The following is a 13,232-nucleotide window of genomic DNA, read 5'->3' as shown; positions in this document are numbered from 1 at the left end:
GAGCAGCAGGAGAAATGGAGGCAGAAGGTCGAGGCGGAGGCATCATGAAGAGCTTCCACCTTGCGCTTGGGTCCCGTCTGGCCGGACAAACCCAACCGCATCCATGCAAGGGTGGAGCCGCACGAATCGCAAGATGAACGGAAGAGCTTCAAGTCGCCAGAAGGCGATGAAAAGGCAAGGCACCCCGTCGACAAAGGGAAAACGAAATTACACACAATTACGGACTTGATCACAAACTCCTCGTCCTTTTTTGCAAAAGGGTGCGTCTATGACCAAGCGTCTATAGAGAAACTTCTTGCGAAAATCTGCACGTCTATTCTGCCATCCACTCTGAACATAGAACCCCATACTACTCATCCTTCATCTTCATAGATGACTTCTGTAAACTCTATTAGAATACAAAACAGATAGCGCTATTTTCGTGTATTCTTGAGTAGACACGGAGTTAGTGAGGGATCTTTTCATGAAACGTTGGATAGGTTGGACAGATCAAACACTCGTTGTCGCAGGAGAAGCATGGCATGAAGGGGTTATCGGCATCGTTGCAGGGAAACTCACGCAAAACCTGTACAAGCCTACACTGTGCCTGTCGATCAAAGATGGCGTCGCCAAAGGATCAGGACGGAGTGTACCTGGTGTTGATCTCTATGCGTTGTTGCAAGCGGTACAAGCAAAAACGGGTATCTTCACCGCGTTTGGTGGCCATGCAGCGGCGGCAGGATTCTCCTTACCTGATGTTAGGCTATTTACGGTGTGTAGCTTAAAATCAGAATCATACTTATCACCAATATAGATGCCTCAAATCGATTTACTTATTTTAACATTTTCGATTCGTCGTATCCACTATTTCATCACATCAGGATTCACGGTACGCTCGGCTACTTGACTCCGGTTGAGTACAAATCAATACATCTTTAAAAAGTTGCCTAGTTTAGTATTTACAATTAAAAATAGAAGTGGTAATATTTTGTCTTACTTACACAAAATCAAACGGAGTGGTGCTATTGATTTGTCAATCCGACATTCAAAGCACCTCAAAGCACTACTGCTACGTGGCTCTGCATAACATTTTGGTATGCGAAAGTTAAGATAAGAATTACATTTAATTATTCTGGGAGTAGATTTTTAAAATTATTTCGATTTATCTGATGTTGTTGTTTCTATCAATAAAATATGAGGAGTAATTCGAAAATGGTATTGAGAAAATCTGCAATTTTTATTTTGGCGGTTGCCGCAACTTCTGTAATGTCGATCGAAACGAGCTATGCGGCCACTGTACCATTGAATTCCCAAATTACCCTTACGAAGTCGCAAGTTCAACAAGGTCAATCTCGACAGGCTGATTTGAATCAAAAATACGGGGCTATAGCCCTAGGTCAGTCTCCTAAGGTATCAACCAGCAATGCAATTATTCCTAATTACGTCCCTGGAGGTCCTCCGTATTCCGCGTCTGCACCTGTTGGGAACATGAACGAAAGCGATTCGGGGTCAACATGCGGACCAATATCTGCATGGAATCTATTGGATGGTGAGTTGGGCTCGAATACGCCTTCTCTTTCAACTTTGGAGTCGCAACTGGGTTGGACTCAAGGTGGTGGCACTAATCTCGGGAGCAACTGGACGTCCACACTGAACAGCGACCAATCTTATTACACCTATTCCGTCATGCCCAATCCGACACCATCAGACGTCTTCGTCGACACAGCAACGATAGTTGGTCTCAGCGATATCGGGAACATAGATAACATCTACGGATATTTGCCTGGATACAAAAGCGTTTGGTATCTCGGATATACCTATCATTACGTTACTGGATATGCCTACAGCGGCTACGGTTACGGTACCGCTAGTTCGCAAGATGTCACATGGTATGACGAGTCAGACATCAATAGCTACGGACACCACATTACAAATTCTGTGGCAACACTTCAAGGGCTGGAAGGTTCATCGCAACCAGGGCTAAATTTTCAGGGGGTTATCTCTTAGGATGCTACGTTCGTATCGTTCGGCTCACATAGGTCTCTGCGTATTGATATCACTCGCCTTGTATGGATGCGGGACGGCTTCGGTTAAAAGCCAACAAAGCAGAGAAATCCAAGTGATCAACTTGACGAATCAACCTTTCGAGAACTTGAAAGTACGCAATGTAGAACATTACAGTATTCCATTTTTACCCTTGACTTATTCGAAAAACACAGGTGTGGTTAGCGCCACGCCAGTGTTTCCCAACGGTCAGCCGGGGATGCCTACAGTGCCCTACAAGCCACAGAGAGTACTGATCGAAAAGAATATGACATATCTCCCACAGCCCAATCCGCTTAGAGATTATGGATGTGCCTTTGTACAAACCGACGGAAATTGGATTACTTGGATGTATTTAAATAATGGTTTGGGTCAAGGTTATGGTGAGCGTTTGTACGCATACAACGTCGCAACGAAAAAGACGAGCTTAATATGGAAACCACTTGACACTCATACGCAATTGTTTGATGTTCAGTTAAATCATGGAATTCTCTATTATGGGCTAGATCAACAAGAGAGCACCAAAATCACACGGTGTGTTATTACCTACAATCTGGATTCGCACGTGAAAAAAACGGTATTGTCCACTTCGGCTGCATCGAATGAAGTCACGTTGAGCAACCAGAAAACCATTTACGATTTTCATGTGTCCGGTGGATTAATCGGCGTGATTTCGGCTCCTTTTTCGCAAGTTTATGCTAACCCAACGGATTTCCCGTATCAATTCAATTTGTACACTTTGTCAGGTCATTTGTACCGTTCTGTTTTCCAAGGGACATATCCGAACCAATTTGATATGGCTTCTGACAAGGGGACTTGGGTATGGTCTTCGAATCAAGGGGGTGTTTACTACTACTCCGAAAAGAATTCACGGGATCATGTCTACCATATCCTCAATGAGGCGAGTTATGTCCAAATATCCGGCAACTACATTGAAATGGAGCCATTGAACAAGCCTCAGGAGTATCTCTTCAACACAAAGGACGAAAAATACGTACATCTCCCGAGCAAGTACAAGAACTTCACAATTACTGACGGTGTAATTGGTCTAACGACGGATAACAGTATGTTTCCTGTGAATGGGTATGATCTTATTACATTGCCAACATCCTGATGTAAGGTGGACCCCGTTGTCAAGAGTTGTAGAATAACCAGGCTTTGGGCGTTCTGGACCTAGTATAAGATAGTGGACACCAATGGAAGGACTACTATACGGAGATTGCACTCTACAAAATTTCCTTTTCGAATGAAAGTGATTATATCATTTTTATAGATGATTCTATTACGCCCATACTTATCGACCTAATTTTTAGGAAAAGCAGAAGTGCTTGCAGAACGCTATGCACTCGCGTATGGCATCGACATCGTTTCCTATCCAGAGTACCTAGATGACCAACGAACGATCACTGATCTGATCGCGAGTGTACACATGCCAGAAAGACCTTATGGTCGAATGGAACCCATCACACCCGTGATTGTAGGTTATATCGATCATGCGCCCACACGAAAACTGTTGCACGAACAAGTGCACACACTTCGTGATGCGGTGTACATCGACAGTGGCAACGGTGGCGGCTGTGTTTTGCAAGCAAACATAGACAAGCCAAAGGGAAATTGAATACTGTGGTATATTCAAAAATATCTATGATCAGAAGAACGTCTTCTAACTTATAAGTATATCCGTTACTGCATAAATATGCATGAGTAATGAAAAGCAGTAGTGTCGCTATTGGAGCAGAAGAGCTTAACAAGGCATTGAGAAACGAGGGTGAACGTACAAGTGTCGATAAATCATGATAACTTAGAGGAGTATCGAGATGCCGATACCTATGATTTCATAAACGGAGGATTTGAGATCGGCGGAAATTTCTATTTGAATTTAGCCCGTGAGTACGGAAGCCCCATCTTAGAGATTGCGTGCGGAACGGGTCGAATAACAGTTCCAATGGCAGAGCAAGGATACAACATCACAGGAGTGGACATCACTCAAGAAATGCTTGAAGCCGCACGGCAAAAAGCAACACATCACGGCGTTTCTGTGAAGTGGGTTCACGGTGACGCAAGGAATCTTGAATTACAGCGAACTTACCGAATGATTTTTACCACTGGCAACTCCTTTCAAGCCTTTTTGGATCGCCATTCACAGGAGAGATTACTGCTAACAGTTCACAAACATTTGGACAGCAATGGCGTTTTTGCGTTCGAAACGAGAAATCCCATTATGTCACAACTGTCGACCAGCAACGGCAAGGAAGAAGATGCAGGTGCGTACGTCAATAAAGAGGGAAGAACCGTTTTCGTTACTGAACGGTGTTTGTATGACCACCGAACCCAACTGGAGCATTATGTGACCCGTCGCCGATGGAAAACCAAATCAAGTGCAGAGGAAAGCGCGGAGACCCGAATTGCGATTCGTTACGTTTTCCCTCAAGAGCTTGAAGCCCTGCTGCATTATAATGGATTTTACTTGGAACAAATGTATGGCAATTTTGACTTAAGCCCTTTCCAATCCGATAGTCCGCTGATGGTATGCGTTTGTCGGAAACGACCAATCTAACCACTTATTTTATTGCGTTAACGGGCGCGAATGTGCAAGAAGGTCCATCATTCTTATGCGCTATTTATACATTATTTTTGCATAAATAGCGCATAAGAAACCAGCTGAGTCTGTATCATGTGTGTATGCTCTGCCGTAATAGGTGCAAGAAAAAAGACAAACTCCTCGTCCTGGAGCAGTATCATTTTCGTTGAGTCAACAAACTCGTAATTCTGGACGGAATGATAAAAAAGGAAGAAGGAATCCAGATGCGAGTGTACGATAAAGAATTCAAAGAAGAAGCATGAAAATGGTATTAAGTCAATATCGTGGACACTTAAGAACAGAGAAATTATAAGTTTTCATATTCTGATATGATGCTTGTTGTTGCTCAGTTTGCTGCATCTTCTAAGGATTTGTAATATCTTCTTTCGAATTCAACCGGTGTTAGGTAACCTAGCGATGAGTGAGTTCACTTCCGGTTGTACCAAACCTCGATGTATTGGGAGATGTGCTTCATTGCATGCTCTCTTGTCTTTAACTTCTCCAGATAGACGAGCTCTCTTGATGATACAGTGAAACGATTTGATGTAGGGATACTCACCCTTGCATCGGGCCATTCCACAGCGTCATTAAGCGCGAACTCGTACATTTGGAAAAGTACCAAACACATAAAGAAGAAAAAATAACATTTGGGAGTACATCGAGATTGGGTACAACCGCCTGCGGATTCATTCGTCAATTGGATATAAGACGCCTGTACAATTCCAATCAATGTATTTCAAAAAAGCGAACAAGAAGGCTAGCTAAATCCAAAGTGCAATCCTTCAGACTGTTTTGATATTATTTGTTCGATGTGTCCACGATATTGACTTAATACCAAATTGGACGCAACCCTAGAAAAGGATGTTTCGATCGGTCTGCATATATATGCAGCGTGCACGACGCACGTCTTCTTGGACATCAGGGCCGGATAGCGGCGTGACGGGAGGGGATTGACCGAAGTGATATCGTACAAAGAAGGCAATAAGAGATTCAATTACAGAATTGTTGGTGTGTGCATCTACGATGGTCATGTCTTGCTCCATAGGGCTGTGACGGACGATTTTTGGGCTTTGCCAGGCGGGCGAGCTGAGTTGCTAGAATATTCACCTGAGACGCTTCGTCGAGAAATGAAAGAAGAGCTGGACGTCGAAGTTGATATTGGACGCCTGTTGTGGATTTCAGAGAACTTCTTTGAGATCGAAGGCGATACATGGCATGAGTTGAGTCTGTACTTCGTCATGAATTTTCCAGAGGGATATGTACACAATACCTCGGCTGAATTTCGTGGAATTGAGGAAGATGAGCGATTGGTATTCAAATGGCATCCACTTAGTGAGCTGCTGAATACAAGACTGTATCCAACATTTCTACGGGAATCATTGACCAATCTACCGAATACTCCAGTACATATCCTGCACCAGGACAAGGACTGATCAGATTGGAAGTGACTTATGAACATTCGTTTGCACGGGAGGATCGACTGAATGTGTACTTCGCTTCCTCTTATTCGGGTAACGGGTGCGATACTTGGAGCGGGAACGAGCGAGCATAAAGGCGTATCTAAAGATTGGGTTCCAGGTAGAAGGGACATTGAGAGAAGCTGTTCTTGTGAAAGGCGTCCCAATGGATCAAGTGGTGATGGGACTGCTTCGTTCAGAGTTGATTTACTGAATGCCGGAGCCATTCGGCAGCACAGAATCTCGGTGCTTGCTTGCATTATTATGCGTTAGCTGATGGACTGTACCTCTGTCGCACATGGAGCAGTTTAGTAATATTCAAAATTTTATATATATTTTTCTTGGTAGGAGGGGATGCAGATGTGGAGGCACCTGAAATGAGGAAACTACCAAAGGATAGGTGATAAACCCATGGATTTTCATATAAGAAGTGTCGAATAACATGACATCCCGTTTTTGTGGGAGATGCTATACCAATCCATGTTTGTGCCTGAAGGACAGAAGCCATTTCCAAGAACAATTATAGACAAACCATTTATCTCTAAATATGTGGATGGATGGGGAGAACAGAATAGTGATATTGGATTGATTGTGGAAAAGGACAATCATCCAATCGGAGCCATTTGGTTGCATCGGTTCGATGAAGCACACAAGGAATTTGGTTATGTGGATGATGAGACACCAGAAATCGGCATTGCCATCCTAGAGGAATTTCGTGGAGAAGGAATTGGTACTGCTTTAATGTGTGAGCTTGAAGTCCAAGCTAGAAGCTACGGCTATAAAAAGCTATGTTTAAGAGTCGACCCCACGAATCCAGCTCGCCGTTTGTACGAACGATTTGGATATGTACATGTTGGATGGTGTGATACTTCCTGGACAGATGACGAAGCACTTCGTGACTTGATGCGTGCACGAGAAGCAACCAAAGAGGATCAACTCCGGGCTCGCCACCAACTGATCAAATTTCTTTTGCAACATGAGGTTAAATCACCGGAGAAGGAATGATTATCTATGGGTTTCATGAAGTTTAATCTCGAAAATAGTCTAACGTCCGATAATATACATTATGTTAACTTATTACGGACAAAATGAAAAAGGGCTTTCGCCCTTCAGTATTTTTCAACGAGCATGCTTTTTTGAATCACGGTAAATTTTCATGAGGTTCAACTGCATCTTTTTTGCGAAAAACTTCATAAAACCGCTCGTATTTACCTGGTTGTACCGCAGGGACAATCTGTTCTTTATTCGTATCCATGATGCGCTTCTTTTCTTGCATCCCATCAGATTTATTGCGCTGCGTGTTGCTGCTGTTTGTATTTAATCGTTTATTGGTTCGATCCGCAAAACGGGCTCGATATTTTTTTCGATACTCTTGAAGCTGTTGCTCAGATTTAATATGTGCTCGCATCCAATCAGTTAAGACGGTATCAACATAGCGAAAATTGTATACGCCAGCGAGAACAGATTCGCGCAATGCTTCAATGATCATCCAATCGGGATACTGGTCTTCATCAATCCAATGCATAATCTGCTCATATTCTAAGGGCGACAAGAGCCTTCCAAATTCCTCCTCAAAACGATTATAAATCGAAGAAACTGTATTCGCTCGATTTTCTAGTCCTAGGAGGCGTTCAATGAGCGGTCGTAGACTCACTCGTTCATTGCCATGCTGTAAAAGTCCTTGTCCCATAAGCCCTTGCAAGATGACAGCGATTCGCTCTTTGGAAAGACTCATACGCAAAGCTAGATCGTCAAGGCGAGGAAATGAATGCTCTGCTTGCTGTGTTGCGATAATGTGTAAGATTACGAGGAATTCTTCATCACTTAAGCCGATTGAATGATAGCGACGAAATAAAATATATGGGAATGTAGCATAACTATCCTCTAACGCGTCTAAAGCTTGGTCGAGGGGTTTACTGCTCACGAGGTACCACCTCCGCTTCTCAGTATACCATTCTCCTATGAGCGCTAATAGGGGTAATTTTATCGCTTGTGACGTCTTACAAACATCTGCAATGCAGGAGGAGAGGTATATTTTCTATACACTCCCCTTTTTTGTTTTCAGACGCGGTTATGGGTATAAGCGGTACAATAAACGCGGGAATGGAATCGTTTCGCGTACATGCTCTAACCCGCAAATCCAAGCAACTGTCCGTTCTAATCCGAGACCAAAGCCTGAGTGTGGGACTGAACCGTATTTGCGCAAATCCATATACCACGCATAGGCTTCTTCCGGCAGTTCATGTTCGGCAAAACGCGCAGCAAGTAAATCCGGGTCATCAATGCGCTGAGATCCCCCAATAATTTCTCCATATCCTTCAGGTGCGAGCAGGTCTGCACACAGTACGACTTCTGGACGAGCAGGATCGGGTTTCATGTAGAACGCTTTAATTGTTGTAGGGAATCGCTCAATAAAAACAGGGCGCGAGAAATGCTCGACAATGGCTGCTTCATGGGGAGCTCCAAAGTCTTCCCCCCATTGGATTTCGTGGCCGTCTTTTTGTAATAAAGTGATCGCTTCATCATAAGAGATGCGTGGAAAGGGCGCAATGACTTGCTGTAATTTTGTAAGGTCGCGACCCAATGTTTTTAATTCAATTGCACAATGAGTGAGTACATGTTGAATAATATATGCAACCAGTTGTTCTTGAATCACGAGACTTTCTTCATGTGTTGTATACGCCATTTCAGGTTCGATCATCCAAAACTCAATGAGATGACGTCTAGTTTTCGATTTTTCAGCTCGAAAGGTCGGACCAAAAGAATAAACACGACCTAAAGCCATAGCGGCAGCTTCCATGTATAGCTGTCCACTTTGCGTGAGATAGGCATCACGGTCAAAGTATTGTGTATGAAATAGTGTGGTAGTCCCTTCACAAGAGGATGGAGTTAAAATCGGAGGATCAACTTGTGTAAAGTCTCGTTCATCTAAAAATGAACGGATTGCCTTAATGATTTCTGCGCGAATCTTTAAAATTGCCCGCTGGCGTGGACCGCGGATCCACAGATGTCGATGATCGAGAAGAAAGTCTACTCCATGCTCTTTGGGAGTAATGGGGTAATCGTGTGTAAGATACACGACTTCGACATCTTGAATTTGCAATTCAACACCTGAAGGAGCACGCTCATCTTTAACGACAGTGCCAGTAACGCGTAGTGAACTTTCTTGCGTAAGCGCAATAGCACGAGCAAAAATTTCTTCTGAAACTTCGGCTTTCGTAACTACACCTTGAACAAATCCAGTGCCGTCGCGCAATTGAAGAAATGCTACTTTTCCTGAGGATCGCTTCGTATGTAACCAACCTTGAATCATGATGGTTTCACCAATATGTTCACTTAAATGTTTGATAAATACAGTTTGGACCATAACCTTACGCCTCCAAAACGTAATCATACAGATCACAGCAAGTAGTCGCCCTACATTTGAAAGGATGGGGAAACTAGGTTCATTGTAAAAAGAAAGCTCCTACAATGCAAATCACTGTAGGAGCTTTCTTTCAAACCCAATTTGCCTGATGACAAACTTTCCTGCCTAATTGGCTAAAGTCATATCCAATACAGGTGTAGTTATGGTTGAAGAGGATGCCTGTTCTTTGCACTGAGCAAGCCATTCGCGAAATTGACTCCCATCAATACTTTCAGTGACTACTACATATTTGGCGTATTCCTCTAGTGCCTTAGCAAATGGAGCTAGCACTTCCCGCGTGCGTTGTTCGATCTCTGCTAAGATAAAACGAACTTCTTCATCAAGAATATTCTCTGGCAAGTGTTCTTCTGCAACGATACCCATTCGACTTAAGCCACACATGACTTCCGTACGGGCAATGCGACTCGCCTGCAAAAAGTCGTTTTGTGCTCCAGTCGAACGGTTGTTAAAGACTAAGCTTTCGGCTACTGCTCCACCGAGGGCCACAACGATTTGTTGATCGAGTTGTTCTTTTGTATATAAATAACCATCTGTTTCCGGAATTTGTCGAACAAATCCCAGAGCATTCCCTCGCGGTGCAATGGTAATATGTGAAACGGAATGCGGGCGCATCATCTCCGAAGCGATGGCGTGTCCTAATTCGTGCACCGCTACTCGATACAATTCTTCATCTGTCGGATGACGCCCCGTTTTTTCTCCCATTAAAACTTTATCAACTGCGTCACGGAAATACGCTTGGGTGATACGCGTTGAGTTCTCGCGCAGTGCGATAATCGCAGCTTCATTGCACAAACTTTCCAATTGCGCACCAGAAAATCCATACGTCTCCCGTGCAATATGCTCTAAATCGACATCTTGTGCAAGCGGTTTATCTTTGGTCTGAATGCGCAAAATATGAAGGCGTCCTTCTCGGTCTGGTAAATCGACGCGAATTTGACGATCGAAACGCCCCGGGCGCAAAAGTGCGCTATCGAGAATATCTGCACGGTTTGTCGCTGCAATGACGAGGACCATCGGACTTTGCGTCGTTTGCATACCATCCATCTCAGTCAGTAGTTGATTGAGCGTTTGATCGTATTCCTGATGACTGTGCGCCCCTCGTTTGCCACCGACGACGTCAATTTCATCAATGAAGACAATCGCGCTGTCTTTCCCTTCTTTTCGCGCACTTTGGCGTGCACGTCGAAATAAATCCCGAACGCGTTGAGCCCCAACGCCGACATACATTTCGACAAACTCACTTCCTGAAGCTGAAACAAACGCTGAGTCTGTATACGTTGCAGCAGCTTTTGCCATCAATGTCTTTCCTGTTCCAGGAGGACCAGTCAGTAAAATCCCTTTTAATGGACGAATACCTAACGAGCGAATTTTCTCGCGATAGCGTAAAAAATCAAGAGCTTCCATTAACTCGCGCTTGGCGTGCTCCTGTCCTCCAATGTGGTCGAAATTCACAGCATGGCGCATCGCTGTCTCTTTAGAGCCAGTTGGCGCGATCATCTGTCTGCGTTCTAATAAGGTGTAAACTGCAAATCCAACAGCTACAAGCAACAAAGCAGGCAACACGTTAATTCCGATAACAGCTAAAAAAATCACGAAGGCAACAGCAACCCCAATGAGCCAATCTCTCACTGTCCATTCCCCCCAAGCCCACGAGTTGCATAAGGTACAATGCTATACAGATAACCATTGTCCTTTGTCAACTGGATAAAGATATCCTGGCTGTTCATAGTAACTGTACAGTTTACGTGTTGTTGTTTGGCAGAACTTTCAAGTTCATGAACCATAGAAACGTACATTCCCTGTGCGATTCCTTGGTACAAAATCGGTTGTAATACCTCAAAGGCTGAGGTGAGCGATGGGGTTGGATGATCTTTCAAAACGATATTGATGGGTCCGCCCAAGCTATTCTCAACTTCCGTTTGAATTTGAGTATAGGTTGCTTGCAAGTCCTGTACAGGTCCAAGCGTAATTGTTACGGATGGCGTTTGTGCAGTGGCATTCACTTGTACATCACGAACTTGCGGAATTTGCGCGAGTTGGCTTTCCAGCGGTTGAATAATCTCATAGGTGCGATAGACCTGCAGTCCCCCAAATAGCACAATAAGTGTGAGCAGGAGTGCTGCAAGTGCCGGCAGAATACGGATTCTCGACAAATGAATCACTCCTCCACAAACAGTCTAGCAAGAGTATATCATTTATCGAGAAAGAGAGCAGCCCGTAAAGTCGACCAAGAGAACATAGAAATTCCTTTGGCGCAATATCTATTCCACTTGAGGTAAGCGATTCGTTTGAAATTGAAACAACATACGGCCTGTGTACATATCAACGTACGCAACTAGGAATCCCCCATCAGCAAGACGAGCGGTCACTTGCCAGACGGCGTTACCACTTGCTTTTGCGGAGAGCGGAGTGTTTAAATTCTTATCGACTAGCCCAGGCACAGCAGACACAATGCTAACGATAGGCGCATGAAGAGCATTTACAGCAGCGATTGCGCGCGCCTCTGAGATTGTTTGGCTTTGATAAACCACAATCGCTTGTTGATTGCGAACAAAAACATAGAGTGGGCGTCCAAGCGCATCTGTTCCTGTCACTGTGACGTCACTTGGTTCACCTGTATAAATCACAGCGCTCTGTACGTGTTGTAAGGGTGTATGATCAAGAGCAAACAGCGTTGCTGTTTCGAGTGTAGAATTTGTACTTGTTAAGTATGGAAGAATCCATACAATCACAAGAATCACAACGCAAATAAAGATCACTGCAAGGCTAACTACCGTATATAAAACTTTACGCTTCATACGTCCGTCCTATAGATGGTCACGGTGTATTTTCCAGGTTGATTTGATTTGGACAACCCAAAAATTACGTCTTTATCTTTCAGATTGCGATTCAAAAAATCGATCAGAACATAAAGTTCTGCTGTTCCTTCAACTTCCTTGACCGCTACTACGCGATTAGTTTGTTCCATAAATAGTTTACTTCTCTCCTCACAGTGTGAGTTGCCACGAATCTAGTGTAACAAGGGTTTGGGGATTTGTAAAATTAAAATGAATTGGTGTTACACTGACTTTTCCTTCTTCAATCGCTCGCACGTCTGTATCGGGTTCGTTCTGCACATTGACAATTTGACCTGCTTGCCAATAATAGCTGCGGCCTAAAGGGTCTTTACGTTGTTCATACGCATTTTTATATTTGCGTACACCGATGCGTGTCACACGAATCCCCTTAAGTTGATCATATGCAAGGGGGGGGATATTTACATTTAGGTAGGTATCTGCTGGGAGACTGTGTTTGATGAGTTCGTGCGCCAATTTTTCTGCAATCCGCACACTTGACGTAAAATCAAAAGGAGGCTTTGTGACAGACAAGGCAATGGCTTTATAGCCTTGCAAAACGGCTTCCGCTGCTGCTGAGGCAGTACCAGAATAAACGATGTCAAGACCAAGATTCGCTCCACTGTTGACTCCGCTTAACACGAGGTCAGGCGCATGGTCACAAAGAGCGCCAAGTGCTAACTTTACACAATCAGCTGGCGTGCCATTGACCTGAAAAGAGCGAATATTTGCGCCAATGTGCACTTCATCGACATGTAAGGGTTTGTGAAGAGTAATGGCATGACTCGTTGCACTTTGCTGGCGATCTGGGGCTACAACAGTGACATGTGCAAATGCGGCAAAGTGTTTTGCGAGCGCTTTGATTCCAGGGGCGTAAATTCCATCGTCATTTGTAATTAATACACGCATTT

Annotated in this window: 16 protein-coding genes; 9 read left to right on the top strand and 7 right to left on the bottom strand. The window is 44.0% G+C overall.

The genetic code is table 11. The features are described 5' to 3' along the window. Positions 1–463 precede the first annotated feature (463 nt). From BM613_RS10680 to BM613_RS10645, 9 genes are all read left to right on the top strand, one after another. A complete protein-coding gene (locus BM613_RS10680; RefSeq protein ID WP_109431173.1) occupies positions 464–793 on the top strand; it encodes a DHHA1 domain-containing protein in 330 nt (109 codons plus the stop codon). 398 nt (positions 794–1,191) lie between these two features. Further along, positions 1,192–1,986: a hypothetical protein gene (locus BM613_RS10675; RefSeq protein ID WP_109431172.1), complete on the top strand. Its 795-nt coding sequence runs from the start codon at positions 1,192–1,194 to the stop codon at positions 1,984–1,986. 112 nt (positions 1,987–2,098) lie between these two features. Then, on the top strand, positions 2,099–3,136 hold the full coding sequence (locus tag BM613_RS10670) for a hypothetical protein (RefSeq protein ID WP_146192795.1): 1,038 nt from the start codon (positions 2,099–2,101) through the stop codon (positions 3,134–3,136). A gap of 210 nt (positions 3,137–3,346) precedes the next feature. Beyond that, complete coding sequence (locus BM613_RS10665) at positions 3,347–3,640, top strand: hypothetical protein (protein ID WP_109431170.1); 294 nt, start codon at positions 3,347–3,349, stop codon at positions 3,638–3,640. A 150-nt stretch (positions 3,641–3,790) separates the two neighbouring features. Continuing rightward, positions 3,791–4,579: a class I SAM-dependent methyltransferase gene (locus tag BM613_RS10660; RefSeq protein ID WP_109431169.1), complete on the top strand. Its 789-nt coding sequence runs from the start codon at positions 3,791–3,793 to the stop codon at positions 4,577–4,579. A gap of 669 nt (positions 4,580–5,248) precedes the next feature. Beyond that, positions 5,249–5,368, top strand: a complete 120-nt coding sequence (locus BM613_RS15805) for an IS3 family transposase (protein WP_109431178.1) — start codon at positions 5,249–5,251, stop codon at positions 5,366–5,368. Positions 5,369–5,562: 194 nt separating this feature from the next. After that, positions 5,563–6,036 (top strand): NUDIX hydrolase, encoded by a 474-nt coding sequence (locus BM613_RS10650; protein ID WP_219930678.1) that lies wholly within the window; start codon positions 5,563–5,565, stop codon positions 6,034–6,036. Positions 6,037–6,121: 85 nt separating this feature from the next. Next, a complete protein-coding gene (locus BM613_RS14895) occupies positions 6,122–6,274 on the top strand; it encodes a GNAT family N-acetyltransferase (RefSeq protein ID WP_181363064.1) in 153 nt (50 codons plus the stop codon). Between the two features lie 266 nt (positions 6,275–6,540). Further along, a complete protein-coding gene (locus BM613_RS10645; protein WP_245926359.1) occupies positions 6,541–7,065 on the top strand; it encodes a GNAT family N-acetyltransferase in 525 nt (174 codons plus the stop codon). Between the two features lie 136 nt (positions 7,066–7,201). Here BM613_RS10645 and BM613_RS10640 read toward each other — a convergent pair whose 3' ends face one another. From BM613_RS10640 to surE, 7 genes are all read right to left on the bottom strand, one after another. Beyond that, positions 7,202–7,984: a DnaD domain protein gene (locus tag BM613_RS10640; protein ID WP_109431166.1), complete on the bottom strand. Its 783-nt coding sequence runs from the start codon at positions 7,982–7,984 to the stop codon at positions 7,202–7,204. A 147-nt stretch (positions 7,985–8,131) separates the two neighbouring features. Then, positions 8,132–9,427: an asparagine--tRNA ligase gene (gene asnS, locus BM613_RS10635; protein WP_109431165.1), complete on the bottom strand. Its 1,296-nt coding sequence runs from the start codon at positions 9,425–9,427 to the stop codon at positions 8,132–8,134. Between the two features lie 165 nt (positions 9,428–9,592). Beyond that, a complete protein-coding gene (locus BM613_RS10630) occupies positions 9,593–11,116 on the bottom strand; it encodes an AAA family ATPase (protein ID WP_109431164.1) in 1,524 nt (507 codons plus the stop codon). Next, positions 11,113–11,640 (bottom strand): hypothetical protein, encoded by a 528-nt coding sequence (locus BM613_RS10625; RefSeq protein WP_109431163.1) that lies wholly within the window; start codon positions 11,638–11,640, stop codon positions 11,113–11,115. The genes BM613_RS10630 and BM613_RS10625 overlap by 4 nt, the downstream gene beginning before the upstream one ends. Before the next feature lie 108 nt (positions 11,641–11,748). Further along, positions 11,749–12,285, bottom strand: a complete 537-nt coding sequence (locus BM613_RS10620) for a cell wall elongation regulator TseB-like domain-containing protein (RefSeq protein WP_109431162.1) — start codon at positions 12,283–12,285, stop codon at positions 11,749–11,751. Next, on the bottom strand, positions 12,282–12,455 hold the full coding sequence (locus BM613_RS10615) for a YpmA family protein (protein WP_109431161.1): 174 nt from the start codon (positions 12,453–12,455) through the stop codon (positions 12,282–12,284). The genes BM613_RS10620 and BM613_RS10615 overlap by 4 nt, the downstream gene beginning before the upstream one ends. Before the next feature lie 19 nt (positions 12,456–12,474). Continuing rightward, positions 12,475–13,230, bottom strand: a complete 756-nt coding sequence (surE, locus tag BM613_RS10610; protein ID WP_109431160.1) for a 5'/3'-nucleotidase SurE — start codon at positions 13,228–13,230, stop codon at positions 12,475–12,477. Positions 13,231–13,232 lie beyond the last annotated feature (2 nt).

Source organism: Sulfoacidibacillus thermotolerans, from assembly GCF_003144315.1.
GTDB classification, from domain to species: domain Bacteria; phylum Bacillota; class Bacilli; order Alicyclobacillales; family SLC66; genus Sulfoacidibacillus; species Sulfoacidibacillus thermotolerans.
Note: the sequence above shows the minus strand (reverse complement) of the source record. Positions and strands in the feature narration are given on the sequence as shown.

Bases quoted from the DNA above. Each gene is read 5' to 3' on its own strand.
- BM613_RS10680 (WP_109431173.1), top strand. From the start codon at position 464: ATGAAACGTTGGATAGGTTGGACAGATCAAACACTCGTTGTCGCAGGA.
- BM613_RS10675 (WP_109431172.1), top strand. From the start codon at position 1,192: ATGGTATTGAGAAAATCTGCAATTTTTATTTTGGCGGTTGCCGCAACT.
- BM613_RS10645 (WP_245926359.1), top strand. From the start codon at position 6,541: ATGTTTGTGCCTGAAGGACAGAAGCCATTTCCAAGAACAATTATAGAC.
- asnS (WP_109431165.1), bottom strand. From the start codon at position 9,427: ATGGTCCAAACTGTATTTATCAAACATTTAAGTGAACATATTGGTGAA.
- BM613_RS10620 (WP_109431162.1), bottom strand. From the start codon at position 12,285: ATGAAGCGTAAAGTTTTATATACGGTAGTTAGCCTTGCAGTGATCTTT.
- BM613_RS10615 (WP_109431161.1), bottom strand. From the start codon at position 12,455: ATGGAACAAACTAATCGCGTAGTAGCGGTCAAGGAAGTTGAAGGAACA.
- surE (WP_109431160.1), bottom strand. From the start codon at position 13,230: ATGCGTGTATTAATTACAAATGACGATGGAATTTACGCCCCTGGAATC.